A 25,145-nucleotide genomic window follows, 5' to 3' on the forward strand; every position below is an offset into this window, starting at 1 on the left:
ATTTTCCCAAACCAATGAGAATTAAACATGATAAATTTAAGTTGCCTAGCCTTAAGATACCTTTCTTTGTAAATGTGGTTTTGCTACCAAAAGATAAAGAATCCCTGAGGAGATCACAACAAGAGTCGTAAAAATCATTCCATAATTGATAAACCAGGGTTCTTCGGGTGTCCTTGGCCAAACCATATTAGCAACTGCTGTGACTCCATAAAAGAGAGCAATTGCATTGATCCAAACCCCCAGTTTCCCTAAAGTAAAAGAACCTTTTGGTTTCCAGCCATGGTAACGTGCATACAAGGCTGCAAGGATCACCATTTGGAAGGCAATATAAATTCCAGCAGAAGCAAAACTGATAATGGTTGTGACTGCATCTTGCAGCCAATGGCCAATACTTGCGATAAGAATGGGAATAAGACCCGTGATAACCAGTGCATTTACGGGAACCTTCCCTGATTTAGAGAGATGGTTTAAGTATTTACTTCCAAAGATCATTCCATCGCGGGCAAAAGAAAATAATAGGCGACTGGCCGCTGCTTGTAAGCTGAGTAAACAGGATAAAAAAGAAATCATAACCACCACGATGACCATACGGTATCCCACAAGGCCCATGGCAGTAACCAGAGTTGTCGTGACTGGATCACTATCTTCACCTGAAATGGCTTTCTCTACATTGGGCAGAGCAAGTAAAAGTGCTAAACAAACAAAGGTGGCAGCTCCTCCTCCTATATAAACGGTCATACGCATCGATTTTGGAATCGCAGAACTAGCATTTGGTGTCTCTTCTGCGACATCTCCGCAAGCTTCAAACCCATAATAACAAAACATCGCTGCCACAGAGGAAGCTAAAAAAGCGGGGAAGTAATTCACTCCTTCTCCAAAAGAGAAGGTATTCCATAAGATCGAAATAGAATTTACTTTGGCAAAAAGTAATAGATATCCTCCCACAACCACAGCCCCAATTAACTCACATAAGAATCCAAAAAAGGCAACTTGTGCAAGGAGCCTTGTTCCACTCAAATTCAGAATGGTGGAGATAAGAATCATAATGATGGCAATCCAAATAAAACCAGTATTTCCAAATTCCACCCCAAGCAGCTGGCTAAGAAAAGGAGCACCGCCGACAGCAACGGCAGCAACTGTTGTGAAAAGAGCCCAGGCGTAAACCCAAGCAGACATCCAAGCCCAACGTTCTCCCACCAAACGTAAGGCCCAGGGGTAAATTCCCCCAGAGATCGGATACTGCGAAACAATCTCCCCAAATACCAAACAAACTAAAAATTGTCCAAAACCTACTAGAAGATAATTCCAAATCATCGGAGGGCCACCCGCCTGGAGGGCTAGGGCAAATACGGAATAAACTCCCACAACAGGAGAGAGGTAAGTGAAACCAAGAGAAAAGTTTTCCCAAAAACTCATACTGCGTTCAAATTCGGATTTGAGTCCCAGAGCTTCTAATTGTGCGGAATCCTGATCTATAGATTTTTGGTTCATGAAACTTCCTTGTGTGCTACTTTTTCTTTTTGAATCCAGGATTGTTTTTAGAAGTGGCCTTGTTTTCTACAAACGATTTTGTTTTTCCATTGACGAAAGGATTTTGTAAAATTAACTTTTTCCTGTTACGGAAACTAGATATGAAACAAACAATAATATTCGCAATGCTGCTATCACTTACGCTTAGCTGTGCCAGTTCGGAGTCCAAAGAGGGAGGTTCTGAGGAACCCGGTCTTATGGGTAAAATCATAGAAAAGGCAAATTCAGAAGAAGGCCAGAAGGCAATCCAAATGGGAAAGGAAAAACTCCAAGACCCGGCGACCCAAGAAAAACTAAAGGGCTTACTTTCTAAGGATAAAAAGAAAAAAGAAATCCCTGGTGTTCCGGCACAGTAATTTTTTGTAAACTTTTTGAATAACGTATCTATCTAGTTCTTCGATAGGTACGTTATCGTTTTAAACTAAAATTTTCAGAATCTCCCCAAGTCTTCACTTCCACCTGATTGTTTGCCAATTTCTTTTTGAATCCAATTTCGTATTTGGCTAGAATCACTCGATTCACAAAAAAAATGTAAGGAATAAGTTTTTGTAGAATGATCATTCACTAGATACAGAGTATTTTGTTTTAATAAAATTTCCTCCCAATCGGCAAATGGATAGGCCCTTCCATTCCAATACATGGCATCCTGGGAGATTTGAATTTCCTTTTTTCTATTTTTGTTCCATAAAACATATGCTAAAGGTAAAAATCCTAATCCTAAGGAAACTGCGAGAAATAATAATTGGTAGGGATTCGGAGGAAATGTTTCCCAAGAGATAACCGAAAGATCAAATGCCGTACCAATAAAAAAATGAATCATCAGTGTAAAAGCAAAACTAACACTCACGGCAACGAAAGTATAGAATTTTGGATTATAGTTAGATTTGAGTAGGATGTCCTGCCCAATCTTCTCAATAGACAGTTCGGAACTCGGACTAAAAGTAATCTCTGATTCCCAGATTTCTTTTGGAATTTTTCTTTTATGGATCGGAAGATCAAGTTCTGTATATGGGGTTAATACACCGGAATCGTTTTGAATGGATACCTTCACAAATTTTGCAATCCTTTCACCTATCAAACGTAATTCGGGAAAGTTTGTCGATTCCGCTAGGGAAATCGTTTCCCCATCGAAATGACCAATAACGGTAAATACAGTAATTGTTTTTGATCCATTTTTTGTTTTCACAGTATAACTATATTCCGAGTAAGATAGGTATTGGAGAGAGTCCCAGGAAAAGCTCTTTATTGTTTTGTTATTTTCTACCAATCGAATGGACCTGGTTTGCAGATCTAATTCTGTCCACTTGGGTTTTTGCATCATTCGCAGGAAGATATGTGGCATGAGAACGAAGAAAAGAAACATGGCTGCGAGCACCACAACCGTTACCGGATCTCCGTCGAGAAGATCAGCACTATAAAAGGTAGGGATAAGGATACCTAGAACGACGACATCTAGAGCGATTAGAATCCAATGGATGGTGCCATTATTTTTTGAACGGTGGTCTCTAAAGCGCAGGGTCGATTCCATATTGGTTCCTTCTGGGAAATTTCTGTTGTCCTTAGGGACTCTAAATGAACTCTTGTCTCAAAATCAAAATATAGATATGAAAATAAAACCAATTCTCAACATAACTCTCTCTTTCTTATTGGTTCTTTGCCTATTGGGGGGCAATGTTTTTGCACAAGAACCCGAACGAAAGGCAAATCCCGAAGAATCTCCGGCAACAAATTCGAATGTTGAAAGCTCCAGTCCAGAAGAGAATCCCGAAGATCCGAAATGGAAGAAAGCAGAAATTAGAGTCATCGGAGATAAAAAGGATCTTAAAAGAATTCCAGGCTCCGCCACTATCATTTCGAAAAAATTTTTAGAAGAAACTAGACCAACTGATAACATGGAAGTGTTGCGTCGCGTACCTGGAGCTAACATCCGTTATCAGGATCCAGCGGGTCTCACCATGAATTTAGGATTTCGGGGTGTGAGTGGCGAAGTTTCAAGAAAAGTCTTGATTCTGGAGGATGGTCTTTTTACTTCCCTGAACCCTTATGGGGAACCTGAAATGTATTATACTCCTTCCATCGAACGAATGGAACGTATCGAAGTGGTCAAAGGTTCTGGTTCGATTCTTTTTGGACCATCGACTATTGGAGGAGTTGTCAATTTTATCACAAGACGTCCACCAAAAGATCCTACATTAAGTATTCAAACTGTTGGCGGCGAAAACGCTTACTTTAGCCAAATGGTAAACTATGGCGGGACATTTGGAAATACAGGCTTTGATGTCAATGTCCTTCGGAAACAAGGTGATGGGTTTCGGGCCAACCAAGGTTACTTTGTGAATGAAGCAAATGTAAAAACCATACATCAGTTAAATGAAAGTCATAATATCACAACCAAGGTAGGTTTCCACCAACAAGAATCTCAAGCGACTTATGTTGGCCTTACCACAGGGATGTTTCAAAATAACCCCAAAGACAACCCAGCACAAAATGACAAAAGGACCATCGAGCGATATAGTTTTTCAATCGGGCATGAATGGACTGTCTCAGAAAAAACAAAACTCATCACTAGGGTATATTCTGCTTATACAGAGCGAAACTGGGCACGTCAAAACTACTCAAGAAATACAAGAGGAAGTACAATTCCTACCGACGCCATTGCTACTTATGATGGGGAACCTTACACTTCCAGAAATAGTGATACCATTTGGATGCGGGGCACCAACGCTCATAGAGACAGAACCTATAAGTTTGCCGGTATCGAAACCAAATTACAAACCGAAATTGAAACAGGCCCCATCAAACATGAAATTGATTTGGGAACACGTTACCATATTGATATGGCAAAAGTTCAACTTCTAAATGGACCTACAACACCAGACTTTGTAGTGTATCCAAATGGAATTGGATCGACGCCGGCTGTCCTTTTACAATCCCAAACCAGTTTAGCCAATAGTGGGGAATTAAGGGATGATGAAAGACGATCTGCCAAGGCAGTTTCTGTTTACTTGCAAGATAGAATTCGCCTAACAGAGAAATTCTCCATTATTCCAGGAGTACGTTATGAATCCTTCACTCAAACACGTTCCATCAATAGAGCAAGAAGGGATTTTGATCCAGTTACATTCGATTATTTTTCAGGAACCAATCCGACGGTTCAATTAGACAAAACGGCCACCACAAGAAACCAAATTGTTCTCCCAGGTTTTGGAACAACTTTGGATTTTGCCAAAAATATGACCTGGTTTACTGGAGTTCATCGTGGCTTTTCTCCACCAAGATATGAATCGGCAATTTCACCTACGGCCGAGGATTTAGTCTTAAAACCTGAAAGGTCCTGGAATTATGAAACAGGGGTTCGAGGTGAGATCACGGAATACTTAAGTGGTCAATTGGTTGGTTATTTATTAAACTTTGAGGACCAGATCATCAACAGTTCTGCCGCTGGTGGAAACTTCGGTTCGAGACCTGTAAATGCAGGCAGGTCCATTCATAGAGGTGTGGAGTCCAATATGACTTTTGATTTTGGTCAATTTTGGAAACTGAACTATTCCATCCCTTTGGATGTCATTTATACAAGAACGGAAGCAAAATCAAACCAGTACACTTACAACCTTAATGCATGGACAAAAGGAGATTCCAATCCTTTTGCCCATGTGGACACCAATGGAAACCGTCTGCCTTATGTATCTCGGGATATCCTCACATTATCACTTGGAATCTCTAGCAGAAGTACCGGATTTTATGCAAGAATCGAGTGGCAATATTTTTCAAAACAATTTCACGATTTAGAGAATTCCAAAACTGTGAGTTGGTATGATACATTGGGGACCACAACCGACTACCGAACCATTCTCAGTTATGCAGGAATTAAGTCTGATGTATCTGGCCTTGACGGCGAAATTCCCGCTTATGAACTTCTTAATGCCAATATTGGCTATAAAAAAGACAATTGGTCCGTGTTTCTTTCTGGGAAAAACTTACAGGATAGAAAATACATTTCTTCTCGTTTGCCTGAAGGAATCCAACCTGGCCCTTTTCGTCAGATCAATTTTGGAGTCACCTTACAACTGTAAATTTGCTTCTGCAGGAAGAGCAGGTGATGGTTTCATAAATAGATAACCTTGGGAGTATTCAATACCTAAGGTTTCAATCATGTCCTGAATGGCAGGGCGATCTACAAACTCTGCCACCACTTTGGCGCCAATTCCTCGGGCGAGTTCCACAATCCCTTGGACGAGAAGGTAGGCAGTTTTATTCTCTGGTAGGTTTTTGATAAACTGACCATCAATTTTTAAATAGTCAGGATTAAATTCTAATAACCTGGCTAGGTTAGAATATTGGACTCCAAAATCATCGATCGCAATTTCACAACCAATGGTTTTTAGATCACGAATGGTAGATAAGCTATTTTTGTTTTCAGAAAAACTGATGTCTTCTAAGATTTCAAAGGTAACACGACTCGGATCTATTTTGTAATGAGATAGTCTTGACTCAACCCATTTGCTAAAACTTTTATATTCCAGTTCGGATTCGGTGAGGTTGATGGAAAAGTCAAAGGGTTTGTCTGAAAAATAGTTCATTGATTCATCGATCATCTGCAAACCGATCATTCGGATACTGCCCGTTACTTTAGCGAGTTTTAAAAATACGTCAGGTGTGAGAATGGCATCTCTATCTTTAATTCTTGCTAAACATTCAAACTTTCTAATTTGTTTGGTTTGGTTGTCTAAGATCCCTTGAAAGTAGGGAACAATTTGTTTGTTTGTGATGGCAGATTGAATTTTTTGGCTGAGTTGAAAATTTTGAAGATGATGATCTGTCGAGAGATCATCTGTATAAGATACAAAATCAGAAGAACTTTGTGCTTCTGCCTGGAATAGGGCCAGTTTCGCTTTGTAATAACAATCTTCTTGTCCCAAGGCAGAAGAATACCTACAATCCAAATGGAATCCAACTCCATCCAAAATCAAATCATCAGATTTTAAGATCATCCGAAAACTTCTGATTTTTTCCACTAATGCCTGTTCGGAGAGATTTGATAGAACTGCGATTTCATCGGAATAGATATGAAATACTTTTTCTTCGTTTTGTAAGTGCACCGAAAGAAGTTGTAATAATTTTTTAAATAATTTTCGATAAACTTCAATTCCATAGGTTTTGATGATGATGGGAAAACTCACAATTTTAATCAGTAAAATGGATTGGTTGTTTCTTAGATTTCCCTCTCTTTTTAGTTGTTTCACTAAGGATTCAAAATTAGGGTATTTGGAATCTCTATGAAAATAGAGGGAGTCAGCCAGCTCCTTATTTTTTTCTTCTAAGGACTTTTCTTGGAAGTAAGCATCGATGGCTTGTTTGATTGTCAGTTCTAAATCGTGGGCGTCCCAAGGTTTGGATAAATAACGATACAAACAACCATGGTTGAGTGCATTCCCTATGGCTTGGGCCGGGGCTTGTCCTGTAAGCATAATTTTTTTTGTGCGAGGATGAGTTTCCTGCATTTCAATCAGGAATTCATCTCCTTTTTGACCAGGCATTACATGGTCGCAGATCACAACAGCCAAGTCTCCTGAGGATGCCGCAATTTCTTTCATGATTTCTTTAGCCGTTTCCGCACTTTCCGCAGTTTCGATGGTAAAATTTGATCCAAAGACTTTTTTCAATTGTTCTTTTAGATTCCAAAGAATGAAGAATTCATCATCGATGCATAAGATAAAGGGTTTTTCGTTCAAAGGGATACCTGGAGAGCGATTCAAATAAATTGCCATCTTTCAGAATATGCAAGAAATATTTGATGTTGACATTTTCTTTCGATTGTGTCTAATCGACCCCGTTCCCAGGACATTGGGACATTCATTGTGTTTTACGAGGACAGGAATGGTTTCTAACAAAATATATGTGGGAAATTTAAAATTTTCCCTTAAGGAAGAAAATATACGCCAGATTTTCTCCGTTTACGGAGTAATTCAAGATCTGAAAATGATTCATGACCGGGAAACTGGAAATTTTAGAGGTTTTGCTTTCATAACCTATGCCAATCCCGAAGAAGCAGAAGAGGCTGTGACCCAGATGAATGGACAACCTGTCGATGGTCGGAATCTAAAGGTTACCTTTGCCGAGGATAAAAGAAAAGAGAAACAGAACTAAAATTCACTTTTCCGGGATCACCCATCCCATAAAGAAGGAGGATGACTCCATCCTCCTCGCCCATCCACAAACTGGAAGACTACAGACCAAGCTCTTGGCTCACTCCATCTATCGAATTACGATTTGACTTAGATTTGCACCTCACAGTTGTCAGAGCTGATTATGAAGTAGTTCTCCATTCCGAAACAATAGAACCACTTTTTTTAAATGGAGAATCATTAGAGTTTTTATCCCTTCGTATCGATGGAGCCATTGTGGATCCAGGGGATTATCAAATTTCACCTACTGGAATTCTGCTACCTAATCCCCCCAAAGATTCTTTCCGAATCACTATAGAAAATCGAATTTGTCCCGCGGAGAATACTACACTTGAAGGTTTGTATAAATCGGGCTCTATGTTGTGTACCCAAAACGAACCCGAAGGATTTCGTAAGATTGTATATTCCATTGACAGACCAGACAATATGATGCAGTTTCGTGTCACCATTTCGGGGGAAGAGTCTCTTTTTCCTGTTATGCTGTCTAACGGAAATTTGGTGGGCGAAAAACAATTAGAAGGTGGAAAACGGGAAGTGGTTTGGGAAGATCCTTATCCAAAACCATCTTATCTTTTTGCTCTAGTGGCAGGCGAACTTTGGGAAACCAAGGATTCTTTCCAGACGAAGTCTGGTCGGGAGATCACTCTCAAAATCTTTGTGGAAAAAGGAAATGAGGAGAAGGTAAGTTTTGCTTTTGATTCCTTAAAAAAAGCAATGAAGTGGGATGAAGATACCTTTGGTTTAGAATATGATTTAGATCTTTTTATGATTGTTGCGGTAGAAGATTTCAATATGGGTGCTATGGAAAATAAGGGGCTCAATCTATTTAACGCAAAACTTGTGCTTGCTGATAAAAAATCGGCAACCGATGAAAGTTTTGAATCCATCCTTGCAGTGATTGCTCATGAATACTTTCATAATTGGACAGGAAACCGGGTAACCCTTCGCAATTGGTTTAACCTCACTTTAAAGGAAGGACTTACAGTTTTTCGTGACCAATGGTTTACCGAGGACATGACAGATCCTGCGGTCAAACGAATCAAAGATGTTTTGTTTTTAAAAGAATTTCAATTCCCAGAAGACCAAGGCCCCATGTCTCATCCCATCCTTCCCAAATCCTACCGCGAAATGAATAATTTTTATACAGTCACAGTTTATGAAAAAGGAGCCGAAGTCATTCGTTTGGTTTCAGAGCTTATTGGCCGAGAAACATTTAAAAAAGGGCTAAAACTTTATCTTACTAAATATGACGGACAAGGTGTTACCTTTGAAGAATTTATTTCTTCGATGGAAGAAGCAGCCGGCCATTCCATTCCTTACCTCAGGAATTGGTATCATCGGGGTGGAACTCCTTTACTCACAGTTCGAGAAAATTACTTACAGGATTCTAATGAATGGATTTTGGATTTAGTGGATACTGGTGCCAGTGAATATCCTTTGGTGTATTCGAATTCGATAGCTGTTTTTGATAGAGAAGGAAAACTTCTTACAGAAGAAAAAAGAATCATGTCTGGTACCAGCGACCAAATTCGTATCTCTGCTTTAGATCCAAAAGGGACAAAACCCATAGTTTCTTTATTTCGTTCTCTTTCCAGTCCGGTGCGTTTGGATTACAACCAATCGGAAGAAGAAATCAAAGTTTTAGCAAAAGTGGAAACCGATGGAGTCTCTCGTTTTTTTGCCTTCCAAAATTTGATTTTCGATTGGTTTCGTAAGTCAATCGCCAAAAACAGCGAAGAAAACTTTTCTACCATTTTAGAAACGATTGCTGATTCCTTTGGACGGGGATGGGATAAAACTTATCATAGTTTTTATCTTTCTTTTCCTGGGTTAACCCAAATCAGTGAAAACATCAATTGTTATGAGTTTTCTAAAATTCAAAAATTAAGAGTTTGGGCCATCCAAACCATCTCCACTACCTTTACTAAAAACTTTCAAATTCTTTTGGAAGAAAACAGAAAAACCATTCCCGTCCAAACAAAGGAAGAAATTGGGAAACGAAAACTAAAGAATATTGCACTTTATTATTTGTTATACGATCCATCCAAAAAGTTTGAACGATTGGCAGTTATGGAACAAAGAGAAGCCAAACATATGAGTGAAGAAGTTTCTGCGATGAAATTTCTTATCGAAGTGGATTCCAAAGAAAAAGAAAGTGCTATGAATCTCTTTTTTGAAAAATGGAAAAAAGATACTTTGGTTTTAGATGTTTGGTTTACCGCACAAGTAAATACTGGCGAAGATCGTTGTGAAATTGCCGAAAACTTAGAAAAACATCCTCAGTTCAACATTCGTAATCCGAATAAGGTTCGGTCATTGTACTTTAGTTTGGCGAGAAATCCATTAACCTTTCACAAAGAAGATGGAAGTGGGTATATTTTTCTCGCAGAGCGGATCAAACGTTTGAATGAAATCAATCCACAAATGGCAGCTTCCTTAACGAAGTTATATTCTCCTGTATCCAAACAAAAGGGAGATCTTCCAAAAATTGCTAAAAGAGAATTGGAAGGTTTAGCGGCTCTCCCGAATCTTTCTAAGGAATTGGGAGAGGTTCTGGGTACGATCTTAAATTCGCTTTAGTTGTACATGGATTTGATCAGGTCTTTGTATTTGTCATGGATGACGTTTCGTTTCATTTTGAAAAGATTCGTCAGTTCATCTCCTACTTCCATGGCTTTTGGCAAAAATCGGAAGTCAGAAAGTTTTTCAAAAGATTTGAATCCGTTTTCTGAGGAGATTTGTTTTTTGATGATATTTTGAAAGTAAAGTCGAACCTCTTTGTTTTGGTTTAGGTCTTCCCCTTCCTTTACGTTTAGTCCCGCTTCTTTCATTCGGTCTTTTTCTGGCCAAACAAGAGCAGTAAGAGACTTCTGGTCTTGACCTACGACAATCACTTGGTTGATAAGAGAATTTTCCAAAAGTAAATTCTCAATAGGGACAGGCTCTACATTTTCCCCACCTAATAGAACAATTGTATCTTTCACTCGCCCACGGACCGAAAGTGTATCGTTAAAAGAAATAAAACCTAAGTCTCCTGTATTCATCCAACCGTCAAAAATTGCCTTGGAAGTAGCCTCTTCATTTTTATAGTAACCTTTCATTACTTGTGGGCCTTTGATATGAATGACACCCATTTTCCCTTTGGGAACCGATTCCCCTTGTTCATTGACAATTTTGACTGCCGTTCCTTCAGGCCATTTTCCCACTGATCCTTGCACTACATTCCCAACAGAGCGAACTGAAATGATAGGCGCACATTCTGTCATTCCATAACCTTCATATACAGGAATTCCGATTACGTTAAAAAATTCATCTACGTGAGCTGGAAGGGCTCCTCCACCTGATATCGTTCCTGTTAGGTGGCCACCCAATACATCCCGAATTTTGGAAAATACCAGTCCATCTAAAACCTTAGCAAGTAAAAATAAATTCAAAACATAACCAAGGGAAACAGCAGTGTTTTTTGCTCTTTCAAAGGGTGACTCTTCTTTGGTAAGGAGTTTGTTTCCGGAAAGATAGTCTTGTCCATCTTTGAATTTTTTACAAATATCATAAGCAAAATCAAAAAGTTTCCGTTTGTTTTCTGGTGCCTTCTCTAACTTTTGTTTGATGCCAAGGTATAGATTTTCCCAGAGTCTTGGGGCAGAAGCCATAAAACTTGGTTTGATTTTTTGGAAATCGTCACGCAGGTCGCGGATATTGGTATAAGCAATGGATGCACCTTCGGCAATGATCGCATAGTCTATTGCGCGTTCAAAGATATGCCAAACAGGAAGAATGGAAAGGGTTTTGTCCGAGTTTTTTAGTCCTACGCGTGGCGGAACTTTTACCACATTGTAGACCATATTTTGGTGGGTGAGCATCACTCCCTTCGGCATTCCGGTAGTTCCTGATGTATAAATGATGGTAAAGAGGTCATCCGGTTTTACTTGTTTGGATCTAAGTTCCAAAGAAGGGAGATTTTTACGAAGAGCTTCCCCTTCCTGAATTAAAGTTTCCATAGGAATGGCGAGGGCATCTTTGGAACGAAAACCTGGATCTAAAATAATGACTTTTTCCACTTTGGTAGTAGAGAGAATTGGTTTTAAAGAATCATATAACTTTTCGTGTTCAACAAAGCAGTATTTGCTTTCTGAGTGACTTAGGATGTATTCGATTTCTTGTGGGGTAGAATCAGACCCACGGGGAACATTGACAGCACCATTTAACAGTGTTGCGATGTCGGCAATGGCCCATTCGGTTCGGTTATCTGCCATCAGACCAATTCGGTCCCCAGGCTGTAATCCAATCTGTAAAAGAGATAAGGCAAGGTTTTCTGCTTTATGAAAGATATCCGAAAAAGTACGACCTATAAAGTTTTTTCCCGCATCCTTTCCAAAGAACATTTCTTTGTTTCCATAAGTTCGATTGGCATAATAAAAAACATCATTCAGCGTCGTAAAATTTTTCATTGATCGTTTGAGTCTCCGTAGGAGCTGACTATCATTGTTTTTTTTGTTTATTCAAGTAATATTTTCTTTTGTGTGATTTCCCATTAGAGGATTCAAAAAAGGTTTCAAAGAGAGGGTCTGAATCCATTTGGTCCATCAAATCAAAATCATACAATAACGCTTGGTGAGTCCAAAGATTTCCTTCTTGTTCTCTCTTTGTTGCAAAGGAAGCTCTTCCTAATTTGTAATAGACTACGGGTAAAAATTCGCGTTCCCCTCCTAAAATTTGTGCTCGTTTTAAGTTAGTGTAAGCATCTTCCCACCGTCCAAGACTCAATTCGCAGGAACCTCGGTAGTAAAATAGGAAAAAACGAGGATAAGCCGTGAGCCTACGACTATTCAGTTTGTCTAAACTTGCTAAACAAGAAATTGGATCTTTATCCATAAATTGGGCATAGGCCAAGTTGAGTAGAATTTCGGGACTGATCTCCCCATTGGTTTTTCGATAAATTTCAGAAGTTTTTTGATAGCTGTCCTTTGCTGTTTTGTAATCACCAAGAACATATAAATAATAATAGGATTTATAAATGAGTACATCCAAAGAATCGGATTCACAAGCTTTGTAGGAAAAGAATTCATCTAAAGTTTTTGTGAAGGCTACAAAGTCTCTTTCACTGTATTCAATGTTTGCGATTTTTTTTAGAAGGGAACAAGTCCTAGAAGTTCCATTGGATACTTCCTTTTTGTATTCTTTTAGAGACTTTCGATAGGCTTTTAAGGCCTCTTGGTATTTTTGGTTGGACTCATATTGGATAGCATCTCTTTCTTCTTTTTCACCCACACCTTCACAATAAGATTCTTTCCCGTTTTCATAATGGCAAATTCGTTCTCGAAATCCGTTTTCGTTCGAATCGTATTCAATTCGCATTAGTTGGCAGTTTTTAAAATACCACCATTCATCCATGGCCCCAAAATCATTTTTGTCTTTTGTAATTTCTTTGGGACAACCGCTTTGCGAATAATAAGTGAAACTATCTTTTTTTCCATTTTTAGTTTCATCTTCTTCGGTTAAAAAAAGTTGGCCTTTGTTGTCATAATAATCCCATCGATACGGAAAAAATTCTTCTTCATTTAAAAAGAAAGACAATTTCAATAGGGAACTTCCTTCCTTCCAACCGGAAAAACAAGAAAAGGATAGTTTTCCACTTAAAAAATTTTGTGCTGGATCTCCGTAGAGATCTGTTAGGTGAGACCTTATATCTTCTTTGAATCTGGGAAAAGGATAGTTAGTATGGTATTTATCTATATATTTTTGACAAAACCAAAAGATTTCATGATTCAGGGATTCTTTATGTAAAATTCCTGGAAGTTCACCACTCAATCGAAAACTAAATCGTTTGGGGCTATGGTCTGCTATTTCAAATTTTTCTTTTGTGTTTTGGACGGCATTCCAGTAATCCTCCAAGAGACTTGCTCTTAGAGGTAGGTAGAATAAGAATAGGGAAGAAAGGAATAGAAATAAAAATCTCAAGATTTACTTTTTAAATACAAATCGTAAAGAATTGGATTTTCGTATGGGTTTCCCACTTTTCGTATAGAAAATAACTGGAGGAGTGGAGGACCATTTTCTAAGTAGAAGGCTCCATGTTCATTGTTGTAGCGGATAACGCCTGTATGTTGGGTAAGGTTCCCACCTTTGGCAACGGTATGTTCTATGATATCCTCTTCGAATAAATCTTTGTCGTATTTGTCTTTGAGTCCAGTAAAACTATTAACAATATAATTGTCTTCGTTTGGGATGGGTTGTCCAAACTTTAAGAGTTTCCCATCGAGGGTTAAACTAAAGCCTTTCTGAGTGAATTCTTTTTCTTGTTTGTCCCAAACTCGGAACCGGATTGTGAATGCCATAACTGGAACCAAATTAAGCTTTGCTTAGTCCTTTCCAAGGAAAATTCAAAAAAAAATCAGTGGTCAACGAAAGAATTGGAGGAATTCTATGCCCCATGAAGGTGATCTCTGTTTCCAATATTAAGGGAGGAAGTGGGAAATCCACCACCGCTGCTCACTTAGCTTGTGCCCTCGCCAGGCGGGGAAAAACCCTTGTGGTGGATATGGACATGCAAGGCGATTTAACTGACTATTGTTTGCCCGATTTGGATCTGAATCAATTGGACGAATCCAACGTGATGAGTGTACTTCTCGGGATGAAACGCATGACAGACTGCATTCGTGAAACCAAACAATTTGATGTTTTACCATCTACTTTAAGTTTGGCTAAACTTACCAAATACAATCCCGATTCCTCTAGCCTTTGTTTACAATTCAAACGAGCTTTGGATGAAGTGAGAAACAAATACAAATTTGTCATCATCGATACACCGGGGTCCGCTAAACATGAACTCACAACCGCTATCTATAATTCCGAACTAATTTTAATTCCTGTAACTCCTAGTAAATGGACGATCCGGGCGGTTAATTTACTTCTGGATGAAATTACGCAAACCGAAACCATCTTTAGTCAAAAGAAAAAAATAGCCTTTGTGCCTTCTTGGTTTGGTCCTTCTAAAAAACACAGAGAACTTTTGGAGAAATTAAAACAGATCGAAGAAATCCCCTGTTTGGCAGAAATTCCCAAATTGGAATCCATTAAAACCAAAACCGAAAAACAAGAACCTTTAAAAAAAGACAGCAATGCTTGGCATGCCTTTGATTTGTTAGCTGATGAATCCGTTTCCCTGGTGGATCCAGAGAATTCGATTCTTTCTATGAAGCCGTAGTAACTAAAAATTCAAACTCGTACTTCCAGCAGAAATTGAAGATACTAAATCATTCTGTTTTAGTGGTTCTCGCTGTTTGGTTTTTTCTTCGTTCTTCGGCAATCCCTTGGATATGTTTAGCAAATCCTGGATGGTGTTTTAGAATTTCCGAAAACCGATCTTTCCCTAAAGTATAAACATCACAATAAGAACCTGCTTTGATGGTTGCAGTCCTTAAGGAATCATCAATCAAACTCATCTCTCCGAAAAAAGACCCTGAGTTTAGAGTGGCAAGTAATTCACCTGTTTTCTCTTTAATCACTTCGACATGACCTTTGGATAAAAAATACATATTGTGAGGAACATCACCTTCTTTAAAAATAATGTCTCCTTTCATATAAAAAGCAGGTTTTAATTCGAGGACGACTTCTCTTTTTAATTCTTCAGGTGCATTTTTAAAAAAAGGAACCACAGAAATCAAGTGGTTGTGTAAAAACATGGACACATCAATTTTAATTCCCGATGGAAGTTGGTTCCAAATTTCTGTTTCATCAATTCCGTGTTTGTTTTCCCAAAGATTTACATAGTAGGATCGAATTCGATTGGCCAGTTGCGGAGGTAACTTTTTATATTTAATAAAACTATCTATGGTGTTCAACTTTTCTTGGAAATGAACACGAGAGATATCTAAATTGGAAAGTAATGTGGCTATATTACCAATGACATATCCATAAATACCCACACCTAAGATCATCACACCCATTGTATAAATAGTTTGTCCGTTAGTGACGGGAGTGATGTCTCCATATCCAATTGTGGTGAGTGTGGTGACAGACCAATAAAGAGCTCGAATGTATCTAGTCGCGATATCTTTATCTGGTAAAAAATCGGGTCCTAGATGGATCCAGCCGCAAGCCACCCAATGGGCAAATAGACTTGTCCAATAAATAAAAAATATCAGACGAAAAGTCATGGGGTTGATCACTTCGACTAGTTTGAACCGATCATCTGAATCGGCTCCAAGGGCAAGGAGGCGAAGCGACTTAAAAAGTTCAAAGACACGCACGGATCTTAAGAGTCTTAAAATCTTTAAGCTGTCTGTAATACCAAAATATTGAAAGAAAAATCCACCAAAAAGATCAAAAGGAAAGGCGGACAAAAAATCGATTAGAAACCAGGAACGCAAATAAGTTTTGGTCACAATCTTTCTATTATGAATGAGAAGACGGTCTTTCAAAAGGGCGGTATTGAAATTGAGGATCACATCCAGCCCAAAAATAATTTGAATGACTCTTTCCACCAAAGAAACTCCCGCACTGAGTTTATAATGAAAAACCAATCTCACTGGGACTTCTATGGCAAAATAAGTGATACAAACAAAAACAAAAAGATCCCAGATTCGTTTGTATGGAGAATTGGGATGGATCATAGTTTTAGTATCGACATGCCAATGTTTTATATTTGCCTTCTTTTTAATAAAAATAATCCTGAAAGGAAAAGAGGTGATTATGTTCGGTGGAGCGGGCGGAAACAAGTTTGATATGCTCAAACAGATGAAAAAGATGCGATCGCAGGTAAAAACCATGGAAAAGGAACTTGCCGGTCTCAATTTTGTAGGAATTTCAAAAAACAAACTTCTCTCTGTGACTTTGGATGGAAAATTCCAAATGAAATCCATTCAGATAGAAGATGAACTCCTAGATAAAAAAGATAAAAATCTTCTAGAAAAATCCATTCAAGAGGCCTACACCAAGGCTTTACAAGATGCACAAGCAGGGGCCGCAAAACAAATGCAAGCTATGGGTGGGTTTCCTGGGCTTGGAATGTAATCCGTTTTTTGAAAAATCCTAAAACAAAAAAGCCTACAAATTTATGTAGGCTTTTTATTTGAATCTAAAAGGGACGGACTGTCCCTTTTTTTATGTACTTTGATTCTTAGCTTGCTGGAACGATTTCGACTTCCACTCTTCGGTTCGATCCGTCTTTTGGATCCACTTTTTCAATCGGTTGTGAGGAACCTAACCCTTGTACTGTTCCAATTCGTTTTCCTTCCACACCGTTTTCAATGATCGCATTCTTTGCAGTCACCGCGCGGTCTTGCGATAGGCGAAGGTTCAAATCTTCTGCTCCGGTTTTATTGGCGTGCCCTGAGATATTGATTTTGGTTTCTGGATAAGCAGCAAGAGCTTCTGCTAGTTTATCGATGTTCTCTTTTCCTTTTCCTTTCAGATCAGCCTTTCCATCTTCAAAAGCAATTCCTCCGTCCATAGTGGCGGTGAGACCAACTGTTTCTCCACCCCTTTGGTTTTTTTCAAGAGTGATCCCTTGTTTTTTCATCTCTTCCGCCATGTTGTCATACATAGTATTGAGATAAAAGCCGGTCCCGAGTCCTGCTAAACATCCGGCACCAAGACCTACAATCTTACCTTTGTTTTGTGGCTTCTTTTTTTCTCTAGTCAAAGATTCTTTGATTTGTCTTTGAAAATCGTTTTGTTTGTTTTTGGTATCTTTCTTTCGTTGTGATTCGTCGTAAACAGCACCGAGGGCAAGACCAACTCCGCATCCGATGGATGTACTAAGAATTAATCTTTTTGTGTTTTCGGATAGTCCACAAGAGATTGTGGAAAGTAATGATAGGGAAAGAATTCCTGAGATGATTTGTTTCAACGGTAATGTCCTCGCTTACACTCTGTATAAGTATAAGGACAAAGTTTGAAGAAATCCTCCCTGTTTGCAAGAAGGATTTCCGTTTCTTTTTCGAGCGGATTAGTATCTGTCCGTGAGGAGTTTTACTACGGATTCCGGTCGGAGGTTCGCTTGTGCAAGCATCGCCACACCTGATTTGGTTAGGATTTGGTTTTTGGAATATTCTACCATTTCCGTTGCCATATCAGCATCCCTTACTTGCGATTCAGCTGAAACAATGTTCACATAGTTGTTACTCAGTGATTTCAAAGTTAGATCCAATCGGTTGTAATAGGCACCTAGGTCAGACCGCAGGCGGTTGACTTTGGTAATGGCGTCGTCTAAAACTTGGAGTGAATCGGAAGCCTTGTTCGGAGTTGATAGTGTCAACTTGTTTCCGGCTTGTTTCAGTTTGAGGGAAGAACTTGTCATCGTATTGATGTAGAGTTCTATTTTCTCTGTACCGTTTGCACCCACTTGCAAAGTCATTGGATTTTTGGAAGAACGAGAAAACCTTCCATCCAATGGTTTGACTTTATTAAACTCTGCAGAAGTACCGATTCTTTCCACTTCTTCCACAAGTTGGGATACTTCTAATTGGACAAGTTTTCTGTCTTCGTTAGAATAAATCCCGTTTGAGGATTGAACGGAAAGTTCGCGTAACCTCTGTAAGATAGAGTTTACTTGGTCTAAAGATCCTTCGGTGACTTGAATAAACGACATACCATCCTGGGTATTTCGTTCTGCTTGGCCAAGGCCCCGAATTTGTGATCTTAATTTTTCGGACACGGCGAATCCCAGAGAATCATCCCCTGGTCTATTGATTCGCATACCCGTGGCTAGGTGCTCCATGGATTTATCCATGTCACGCCCGGTGTTTGTGAGCGCCCGTTTCGCAACAAGCGCGCTGATGTTGTGATTGATAATCATTGTCACACCCTCCTGTGTGTCCATGACCCGCCTGTTTCCCTACATGCGGAGAAAAGTAAAATTCACTTTCCAGGGTATCCGTACCCGTCGAGAAGAGAAGGGGTTGCCTGCCCTTGGTTCTTCCGCGAATTTTTCCTTTCCAGAAGATTCTATACCAAAAAACTAATGTCTGTAAAGAAAATTTATGCATAAAGGGGTGGGAAATTGAAAATCTACACCAAATTTGGCGATGGTGGTCAGACCTACCTTGCTTCCGGAATCAAAGTCTCCAAAACAGATCGTAGGGTGGATCTCTACGGAAGTTGTGATGAACTCAATAGTACGATTGGACTTGCTCTTTCGTTTACAAAAGATTTGAGTTTTGAGCCGGCTTTTCTCAGTTACTTAAAAAGCATTCAAAGTTTTCTTTTTGAGATTGGTTCGGAATTGGCAGGTTATGTGCCCAAGGAGTCGAAGGAAGGAACAGTGGTTCTCCGATCCGATGTAGAAAGTTTGGAAAAGGAAATTGACAGACTTATGGAAGTCCTTCCTGAAATTAAGTTTTTTATTTTGCCTGGGGGAAGTTCAGTGGCAAGCACTCTGCACATTGCTCGAACAATTTGCAGGCGATTGGAAAGGGATCTTCTTGTATACATTGAGTCTGGTGGAGAGATCCATTCCGACTTACGAATTTATCTCAATCGTCTATCGGATTATCTTTTTGTTGCTGCAAGGTTTGCCAATTTTTCGATTGGAAACGAGGAAACCATTTGGAAAAGCCGAACCAAATAGATTTGGGCAAACATCCCGAAGGAATCGCACCACTCTTTCTCACCGAGATGTGGGAACGTTTGAGTTATTATGGGATGCGCGCTCTCCTTGTTTTGTATTTGGTAAAGTCATTAGGATTTTCTGATGCAGATGCTGGAGCTGTTTATGCTTTTTATACAAGTTTCGTATATCTAACGCCTGTTCTTGGGGGGTATTTAACAGACAAATTCCTTAGTTACAAATTTTCCATATATTTGGGAAGTTTTCTTATGCTTTGTGGGCATATCTCCCTTGCTTTTTCTGATTTATCTTTTTTTTATTCGGGCCTTGTTTTGTTAGCTCTCGGGAATGGATTTTTTAAACCCAATATCTCTACCATCTTCGGGAGGTTATATGAAAAGAAACCTGGACTTCGGGACAGTGGATTTACCATATTTTATATGGGGATCAATTTGGGTGGCCTCATTGGTCCGATTCTTTGTGGAAGTTTGGGGGAACGAGTGGATTGGCATTTGGGTTTTTTATCTGCAGGTTTTGGAATGGCGATCGGTATGATTGTATTTTATTTCGGAAGTAAACGTTTACCAAACTCTCTTTGGGAAAAACAAAGAGGCCAGGCAATTTCATCGGCAGTAACCGCAAACGACGACCAAACGAAACCAAAAATTTTACTCATCGTTTTACTTTCTTTTTTCAGTATATTCTTTTGGATGGCTTTCGAACAAATGGGTTCTTCACTCAACCTATTTGCACTCCGAAATACCGACAGATCTTTGTTTGGTGTTGAAATCCCTGCCTCGGTTTTACAATCCATCAATCCTCTATTTATCCTTCTATTTGGTCCGATTGTCTCTACACTTTGGACAGGTCTTGCCAAACGGAAAAAGAATCCCAATCCTGTCTTAAAATTTGTTTTTAGTTTGGTTCTTTTGGGAATTGGATTTCTCGTGATGGTGGTTGCGGCAAAATATGCGGAAACTGGGGTAGCTGTTTCCATTTTGTTTTTGGTATTTGTATACTTTTGGAATACACTAAGTGAACTTTGTCTTTCTCCCGTGGGACTGTCTTTTGTGAGTCACATGGCTCCGGTGAAATATGCATCCGTTCTCATGGGGATTTGGTTTTTATCTAATGCCTTTGGGCATTATGCAGCCGGGATTTTATCGGGTTACCAAAACCAATGGGGAAGTATGACCAACTTCTATGGTTTTTTTGTTCTCTGTTCCTGGTTTGGAGCTTTTCTATTGTATGGAATTTATTTTCTGAAAAAGAAATCGATTTTAGCTTTGTTAAAAGGTAAAGAAGAAGAAAACTTAAATCCAGCTGTTTAAGTAAAAAAGATGGGACTCTTGATTCTATTTTTTATCGAGACAAGAATCCCATCACTACCTAAGTCAAACTAACCTTTAGTTTCTAAAACCAGGGATTCGATTTCATCAAATTTTTCTTCGCCCGCAAGTGCTATCACTTGTTCGGCGAGAAGTTTTGCTTTCCAGCTGGATATTTCCTGTACTTTTTCTCCTACTTCTCGCATCAGCGGCAAAGCAGAACTCAAATCCCGAAACCCAAGCCCAATGAGGACAGCGGTAAACATGGGATCACTTCCAATTTCTCCACAAATACTAATGGGTTTTTTCTGCGAATTGGCCACATCGGCAATGTTCTTCAAAAGAAGCAAAAAGACCACTTGCCAAGGATTGTATAGATCTCCCACCAAATGGTTGTTACGCTCCACTGCCAAAAGATATTGTAATAGATCGTTTGTTCCCACACTATAAAAATCCACATGGTTTCCAAGAAAGGGTAGGTTTAGGGCACAAGCAGGTGTTTCTACCATAATCCCAAGAGGAATTTTTTTTGTGATGTCAAGTCCCATACTTTTTAGTTCTTCACGACATTCGGCAAACAAAGTTTTTGTTTGTAAAATTTCCGAACGGGTTGTGATCATTGGTAACATGATTCTCATGGTTCCAAATTCGCTGGCTCGAAGGAGGGCTCTCAGTTGTTCCTTAAAAAAATGCGGATGGCGGAGAAGGTAACGAATCCCCCGATTTCCGAGAAAGGGATTGGCCTCTTCGTATCCATTTTCCATTTTGTCAGCACCGATATCCCAGACTCGGAACGTCACGGGCCGTCCCACCATCTTTAGTAAAATGCGTTTGTAAACGGCAAACTGTTCTTCTTCTGTGGGTTTGAATTCTACATAGCGAATGAATAAAATTTCGGTTCTTACAAGACCAATTCCATCAGCCCCTTGTTCAAAAGCCAAATCCACTTCGTCTTCCGAATCAATATTGGCTCTAAGAGAAAACTTTTTCCCATCTTTGGTTTTGATTTCTCTTGGACCATCACTAATCTCACGAAGGGGTTGTGCTTTATGAATTTCACTTCTGATTCCAGCGAGTTTGATTTCATCAATTCCCGGAGACCGATTTAAAATTCCTTTAGTGGCATCTAACAAGATATAGTCGTCGTCTTCTACATGAGAGGTGATATTTTTTAAGCCAACAATTGTTGGAATTCCGTAGTTTCTTGCAATGATGGCCGTATGCCCTGTTTTTCCCCCAAAGTCAGTGGCAATTCCACGTAGGCCTACTTTGCCTAGTTGGATCATCTCGGAGGGAGTGATTTCCTTGGCGATAAGGATGACATCCTCAGGGATTTTGGTTTGGTCGGCTAATTTGTCGGGATAAAGATTAGATTCAATTCGTTTGCCAATATCTAAAATATGGTCGGCCCTTTCCCGAAAGAATTCATCAGGAATGGATTGGAATTCGTCGTATAAGGAACTAACAGCTGTTTCCAGGGCAAGACCCGCCGATTCGTTGTTTTGCGAAATTCTTTCGAAGACTCGGGCACGAAATAAGGGATCGTTTAAAAATACAATTTGGGATTCTAAGATTTCGGAAAGTTCTCTGTTTGCTTTAGATTTTTGGACAAGATCAGCAAGGTCTTCTTCGGTTTTAAGAAGTCCCTTTTTTAGGAGTTCCACTTCTTCTTTGATTTCGTCTGGGGAAAGGTCCGTGCGGTCTTCGCGTTTCCGTTTGGATTGTTTCCAACGAAACACTTTGCCATAAACTGTGCCTGGATAGGCTGAAATGCCTTTAAATGTGGTTTTTTCTTCCATCCTTCCCTTTGCCAAAAATACTTTCGGCTAGGCTTCGTTTGGAAAGTAAAAAACGGCGGATTCTACCTAGCCGCTTGTTTTTTAGAGAAAAGTGGAACCCTTTTGCTTTTAAACTGAGTGAGTTCATTTCCTGTGACTTGGCTCATAATGCATTTGGCAAGAGAGATGTCTAGGGCATGACCTGCTTTGGAAGCAATCAAATGGCCTCGGAAGGGGCGACCCATCACTGCCAAGTCCCCAATTAGGTCAAGGATCTTGTGACGGACACATTCGTTATCATAACGTAAAGTTTCGTTCAAATACCCTTCATCTGTGAGAACAACCGCATTGTCGAGAGACCCACCCATAGCAAGGCCTCTGGCTTGGAGGGCTTCCACATCTTTCAAAAACCCAAAAGTTCGGGCAGGCAGAATGTCTGTTCCTAAAATGGATTCGTCAAGAGTGGTGGTGTAGGATTGTCCTCTGAGGAGGGGGTGGTTGAAATCGATACTATAAGTGACTTTGAGCTCGTCGGAAGGTAACATAACGAGGTATTTGTCCCCGTCTACCACCCAAATGGGGTTGGCAATGGTTATGGGTTCGATGGTTTCATCCAGGACCTGAATTCCTGCCGACCGGATCCCTTCCCAAAAAGGAAGAGAGGAACCATCCATAATCGGAACTTCTACGGAATCAATTTCGAAGATACAATCGGTAATCCCTAAGGTATGGACGGCAGCAAGAAGGTGCTCTATGGTTTGTACTCGGTTGGAACTACCGTCTCCGATGGTTGTGGCGTTACTTGTGTCTACCACATGGTCTAGGGATACCGGAATTCTAATTTTTTGGGTACCTTTGTAGAGGTAGAAGATAAGTCCTGTATTTGCTTCCGCAGGATGGAGCCTTAAGGTCACCATTTTCCCGGAATGTACGCCAATTCCCCGAAGAGTGATGGAGTTTTGGATCGTTTTTCTGTGTATCGCCGTTACCATATTCAGTTCCTACTTACAAATTTGTAGAAATAGGGGGAGGGACAATTCCAAAACCGGGCACTTTAGTCAAAAAAATGTCTCCTTTTTACAACAGTGTGGTGGGAATGTGACGGCCTCTCTTTGTGCACCAAACCAAAGATTTTTACTACAAATAGGACCGTACTTTACGTGTTAGTGCTTAAAATGCGCTGAGGGCAGAACGAATGAAACTAGTAACGGGAGCCTGTTCTCTTGTGTCTTCCAGTCCTTCCCGGAGCTCTTTCAAAACAACTTGGGCATCGCCAAGAGTGGTATTCACCGATTTATGTACGTCACTTTCGTTGATGAGTTTCCCAAGAGTTCCTTGGCCTTCATTGATTTTTCCGGTAATTCCGGCGATATTTTGAACGGTTTTGCGGATATCGGAGCGGTTTTCGGCAATGAGTTCGGATAAGGAAACGAGAGGGTCTTGGGTCACCTTTCCCTGGATTGGCATCAGTTTTCCTGACTTAGGAGAGATCTCCACTTTGGTCAGAGCAGGTTCCGTCATCATATATTCTTTGGTTTTGGGATCGATCGGGAACTTGGAGCCTGGATCGAGAGAGACCACACGTCCAGAAAGTAGACTTTCGTTTTTAATGTTGATTTCGTAATTGGAGAAAAGTTGTACCTTCCCTTTTAAAAGGAGGGTGAGCTCGACTTTGGTACCAATTCCCGTTTCTCCTTCGGGGAGTAAATTTCCATATTCATCAATCTGAACCAAACGGATTTTCGAAACATAACCAAAGGGAACCCCGTGGATAGTCACCTTGTTTCCAATTTTAATCCCTTCTGCATCGGGAAAGTAAACGGGAAGTTGGTAACCCGACTTTTGAAAGGGACCACCTTCTGTGACTATGGTAAAATAACCCACTGCCACAAGGGAAAAGACAAATAAAAGACCGACGATGAGAGCGCGACCTATAGTAGGCATTCCCTAAAGTTCTCCTAATGTTTGAGGCAAAGTCAATTGGATTTTCCTTTTTTTAATTCCGAATGATCCAGAATCATCGGGCCTACTGTATTTCCATGAATGAACTGTTGGATGACGGGATTCGTTGATTTTTGGATCTCTTCCGAGGTTCCGCAAAACTGCACCTTACCTTCATATAGAAAACTAATTCTATCGGCAATCCTGTAGGCTGAATTCATATCATGAGTAACCACGATAGAAGTTAGACCGAGTTCCTTTTGTAATCGAATGACAAGATCATTGATGACATTCGACATCACCGGATCAAGGCCTGAGGTAGGTTCGTCGTATAACACGATTTTAGGTTGGGAAGTGAGGGCACGGGCAAGACCCACACGTTTTTTCATCCCTCCTGAAATATTACTCGGTAACGTGTCTTTGGCGGGAACTAGATCCAACCATTTTAATTTTTCCATCACGATGCGGTCTAGTTCCGCACCAGAGGCAATTTTATGTTCTCGTAAAGGAAGAGCCACATTTTCATATACAGTCAGCCAATTGATGAGGGCTCCTGACTGGAACAAAACACCTAGTTTGGACCGAAGTTCTTCTCTTTTCTTTTCCTTGGCATGCACTATGGATTCGCCATAAATTTGGCAATCACCTTCATCGGGATCAAGGAGCCCTGTGATGTGTTTGAGACTCACTGATTTTCCTGTTCCCGAAGGACCAAGGATGACCATAGTTTCTCCTTGTTTTACTTGAATGTTCATTCCCGTTAGGATCTTTCGTTTTCCGAAAGCTTTGTGGACGTTTTTCATTTCAATGGCAAAGGTTTCCATACTTTCCT

General features: G+C 39.9%; 21 protein-coding genes. 8 read left to right on the forward strand and 13 right to left on the reverse strand.

The window, feature by feature from the left end; all coding sequences use genetic code 11:
• Positions 1-51 precede the first annotated feature (51 nt).
• Complete coding sequence (locus JWG40_RS08890; protein WP_205285449.1) at positions 52-1,491, reverse strand: APC family permease; 1,440 nt, start codon at positions 1,489-1,491, stop codon at positions 52-54.
• A 140-nt stretch (positions 1,492-1,631) separates the two neighbouring features.
• On the opposite strand from JWG40_RS08890, the gene JWG40_RS08895 reads away from it, so the two are divergent.
• Positions 1,632-1,886 carry a hypothetical protein gene (locus JWG40_RS08895; protein ID WP_205285450.1) on the forward strand — a complete coding sequence of 85 codons (255 nt, stop codon included), beginning with the start codon at positions 1,632-1,634 and terminating at the stop codon, positions 1,884-1,886.
• Positions 1,887-1,960: 74 nt separating this feature from the next.
• Here the strand turns inward: JWG40_RS08895 and JWG40_RS08900 are convergent, their stop codons facing one another.
• Positions 1,961-3,058, reverse strand: a complete 1,098-nt coding sequence (locus tag JWG40_RS08900; RefSeq protein WP_232369271.1) for a hypothetical protein — start codon at positions 3,056-3,058, stop codon at positions 1,961-1,963.
• Positions 3,059-3,134: 76 nt separating this feature from the next.
• Here JWG40_RS08900 and JWG40_RS08905 point away from each other — a divergent pair, with 76 nt between their 5' ends.
• Entirely contained in the window at positions 3,135-5,603 is a 2,469-nt protein-coding gene (locus JWG40_RS08905) for a TonB-dependent receptor family protein (protein WP_205285451.1), read from the forward strand.
• Here JWG40_RS08905 and JWG40_RS08910 read toward each other — a convergent pair.
• A complete protein-coding gene (locus JWG40_RS08910; protein ID WP_205285452.1) occupies positions 5,592-7,262 on the reverse strand; it encodes an EAL domain-containing response regulator in 1,671 nt (556 codons plus the stop codon). The two genes, JWG40_RS08905 and JWG40_RS08910, sit on opposite strands and share 12 nt — an antisense overlap.
• A 145-nt stretch (positions 7,263-7,407) precedes the next feature.
• Between JWG40_RS08910 and JWG40_RS08915 the strand changes: the two genes are divergently transcribed.
• A complete protein-coding gene (locus JWG40_RS08915) occupies positions 7,408-7,677 on the forward strand; it encodes an RNA recognition motif domain-containing protein (RefSeq protein WP_002974517.1) in 270 nt (89 codons plus the stop codon).
• Between the two features lie 41 nt (positions 7,678-7,718).
• Entirely contained in the window at positions 7,719-10,295 is a 2,577-nt protein-coding gene (gene pepN, locus JWG40_RS08920) for an aminopeptidase N (protein WP_205285453.1), read from the forward strand.
• Here pepN and JWG40_RS08925 read toward each other — a convergent pair.
• From JWG40_RS08925 to JWG40_RS08935, 3 genes are all read right to left on the reverse strand, one after another.
• Positions 10,292-12,166 carry an AMP-dependent synthetase/ligase gene (locus JWG40_RS08925; protein WP_205285454.1) on the reverse strand — a complete coding sequence of 625 codons (1,875 nt, stop codon included), beginning with the start codon at positions 12,164-12,166 and terminating at the stop codon, positions 10,292-10,294. The two genes, pepN and JWG40_RS08925, sit on opposite strands and share 4 nt — an antisense overlap.
• Before the next feature lie 31 nt (positions 12,167-12,197).
• Positions 12,198-13,610, reverse strand: coding sequence for a tetratricopeptide repeat protein (locus JWG40_RS08930; protein ID WP_205285455.1), 1,413 nt, complete (start codon positions 13,608-13,610; stop codon positions 12,198-12,200).
• A gap of 62 nt (positions 13,611-13,672) precedes the next feature.
• Positions 13,673-14,053, reverse strand: a complete 381-nt coding sequence (locus JWG40_RS08935) for a YopX family protein (protein ID WP_002982550.1) — start codon at positions 14,051-14,053, stop codon at positions 13,673-13,675.
• Positions 14,054-14,148: 95 nt separating this feature from the next.
• On the opposite strand from JWG40_RS08935, the gene JWG40_RS08940 reads away from it, so the two are divergent.
• Positions 14,149-14,922, forward strand: a complete 774-nt coding sequence (locus tag JWG40_RS08940) for a ParA family protein (protein WP_205285632.1) — start codon at positions 14,149-14,151, stop codon at positions 14,920-14,922.
• 49 nt (positions 14,923-14,971) lie between these two features.
• Here the strand turns inward: JWG40_RS08940 and JWG40_RS08945 are convergent, their stop codons facing one another.
• Positions 14,972-16,330 (reverse strand): cyclic nucleotide-binding domain-containing protein, encoded by a 1,359-nt coding sequence (locus JWG40_RS08945; protein WP_205285456.1) that lies wholly within the window; start codon positions 16,328-16,330, stop codon positions 14,972-14,974.
• Here JWG40_RS08945 and JWG40_RS08950 point away from each other — a divergent pair.
• Positions 16,317-16,730: a YbaB/EbfC family nucleoid-associated protein gene (locus JWG40_RS08950; protein ID WP_232369273.1), complete on the forward strand. Its 414-nt coding sequence runs from the start codon at positions 16,317-16,319 to the stop codon at positions 16,728-16,730. The genes JWG40_RS08945 and JWG40_RS08950 overlap by 14 nt on opposite strands.
• Before the next feature lie 106 nt (positions 16,731-16,836).
• Here JWG40_RS08950 and JWG40_RS08955 read toward each other — a convergent pair whose 3' ends face one another.
• Positions 16,837-17,568, reverse strand: a complete 732-nt coding sequence (locus JWG40_RS08955; RefSeq protein ID WP_205285457.1) for an OmpA family protein — start codon at positions 17,566-17,568, stop codon at positions 16,837-16,839.
• Positions 17,569-17,667: 99 nt separating this feature from the next.
• Positions 17,668-18,516 carry a flagellin N-terminal helical domain-containing protein gene (locus JWG40_RS08960; RefSeq protein ID WP_039926747.1) on the reverse strand — a complete coding sequence of 283 codons (849 nt, stop codon included), beginning with the start codon at positions 18,514-18,516 and terminating at the stop codon, positions 17,668-17,670.
• 204 nt (positions 18,517-18,720) lie between these two features.
• Between JWG40_RS08960 and JWG40_RS08965 the strand changes: the two genes are divergently transcribed.
• Together JWG40_RS08965 and JWG40_RS08970 are read left to right on the forward strand one after the other, a co-directional pair.
• On the forward strand, positions 18,721-19,287 hold the full coding sequence (locus JWG40_RS08965; protein ID WP_205285458.1) for a cob(I)yrinic acid a,c-diamide adenosyltransferase: 567 nt from the start codon (positions 18,721-18,723) through the stop codon (positions 19,285-19,287).
• Entirely contained in the window at positions 19,266-20,597 is a 1,332-nt protein-coding gene (locus JWG40_RS08970; RefSeq protein ID WP_205285459.1) for a peptide MFS transporter, read from the forward strand. The genes JWG40_RS08965 and JWG40_RS08970 overlap by 22 nt, the downstream gene beginning before the upstream one ends.
• 68 nt (positions 20,598-20,665) lie before the next feature.
• Here JWG40_RS08970 and ptsP read toward each other — a convergent pair whose 3' ends face one another.
• From ptsP to JWG40_RS08990, 4 genes are all read right to left on the reverse strand, one after another.
• Positions 20,666-22,393, reverse strand: a complete 1,728-nt coding sequence (gene ptsP / locus JWG40_RS08975; protein WP_205285460.1) for a phosphoenolpyruvate--protein phosphotransferase — start codon at positions 22,391-22,393, stop codon at positions 20,666-20,668.
• 62 nt (positions 22,394-22,455) lie between these two features.
• Complete coding sequence (lpxC, locus tag JWG40_RS08980) at positions 22,456-23,364, reverse strand: UDP-3-O-acyl-N-acetylglucosamine deacetylase (protein WP_205285461.1); 909 nt, start codon at positions 23,362-23,364, stop codon at positions 22,456-22,458.
• Between the two features lie 178 nt (positions 23,365-23,542).
• Positions 23,543-24,316: a mammalian cell entry protein Mce gene (gene mce / locus JWG40_RS08985; RefSeq protein ID WP_205285462.1), complete on the reverse strand. Its 774-nt coding sequence runs from the start codon at positions 24,314-24,316 to the stop codon at positions 23,543-23,545.
• 32 nt (positions 24,317-24,348) lie between these two features.
• Positions 24,349-25,137, reverse strand: a complete 789-nt coding sequence (locus JWG40_RS08990) for an ABC transporter ATP-binding protein (RefSeq protein ID WP_205285463.1) — start codon at positions 25,135-25,137, stop codon at positions 24,349-24,351.
• Between the last annotated feature and the right edge of the window lie 8 nt (positions 25,138-25,145).

Source organism: Leptospira abararensis, from assembly GCF_016918735.1.
GTDB lineage: Bacteria > Spirochaetota > Leptospiria > Leptospirales > Leptospiraceae > Leptospira_A > Leptospira_A abararensis.

Excerpts from the sequence above, each read along its gene's own strand:
- JWG40_RS08890 (WP_205285449.1), bottom strand. The coding sequence starts at position 1,491 with ATGAACCAAAAATCTATAGATCAGGATTCCGCACAATTAGAAGCTCTG.
- JWG40_RS08895 (WP_205285450.1), top strand. The coding sequence starts at position 1,632 with ATGAAACAAACAATAATATTCGCAATGCTGCTATCACTTACGCTTAGC.
- JWG40_RS08900 (WP_232369271.1), bottom strand. The coding sequence starts at position 3,058 with ATGGAATCGACCCTGCGCTTTAGAGACCACCGTTCAAAAAATAATGGC.
- JWG40_RS08905 (WP_205285451.1), top strand. The coding sequence starts at position 3,135 with ATGAAAATAAAACCAATTCTCAACATAACTCTCTCTTTCTTATTGGTT.
- JWG40_RS08915 (WP_002974517.1), top strand. The coding sequence starts at position 7,408 with ATGGTTTCTAACAAAATATATGTGGGAAATTTAAAATTTTCCCTTAAG.
- pepN (WP_205285453.1), top strand. The coding sequence starts at position 7,719 with ATGACTCCATCCTCCTCGCCCATCCACAAACTGGAAGACTACAGACCA.
- JWG40_RS08925 (WP_205285454.1), bottom strand. The coding sequence starts at position 12,166 with ATGAAAAATTTTACGACGCTGAATGATGTTTTTTATTATGCCAATCGA.
- JWG40_RS08935 (WP_002982550.1), bottom strand. The coding sequence starts at position 14,053 with ATGGCATTCACAATCCGGTTCCGAGTTTGGGACAAACAAGAAAAAGAA.
- JWG40_RS08940 (WP_205285632.1), top strand. The coding sequence starts at position 14,149 with ATGAAGGTGATCTCTGTTTCCAATATTAAGGGAGGAAGTGGGAAATCC.
- JWG40_RS08945 (WP_205285456.1), bottom strand. The coding sequence starts at position 16,330 with ATGATCCATCCCAATTCTCCATACAAACGAATCTGGGATCTTTTTGTT.
- JWG40_RS08960 (WP_039926747.1), bottom strand. The coding sequence starts at position 18,516 with ATGATTATCAATCACAACATCAGCGCGCTTGTTGCGAAACGGGCGCTC.
- ptsP (WP_205285460.1), bottom strand. The coding sequence starts at position 22,393 with ATGGAAGAAAAAACCACATTTAAAGGCATTTCAGCCTATCCAGGCACA.
- lpxC (WP_205285461.1), bottom strand. The coding sequence starts at position 23,364 with ATGGTAACGGCGATACACAGAAAAACGATCCAAAACTCCATCACTCTT.
- mce (WP_205285462.1), bottom strand. The coding sequence starts at position 24,316 with ATGCCTACTATAGGTCGCGCTCTCATCGTCGGTCTTTTATTTGTCTTT.
- JWG40_RS08990 (WP_205285463.1), bottom strand. The coding sequence starts at position 25,137 with ATGGAAACCTTTGCCATTGAAATGAAAAACGTCCACAAAGCTTTCGGA.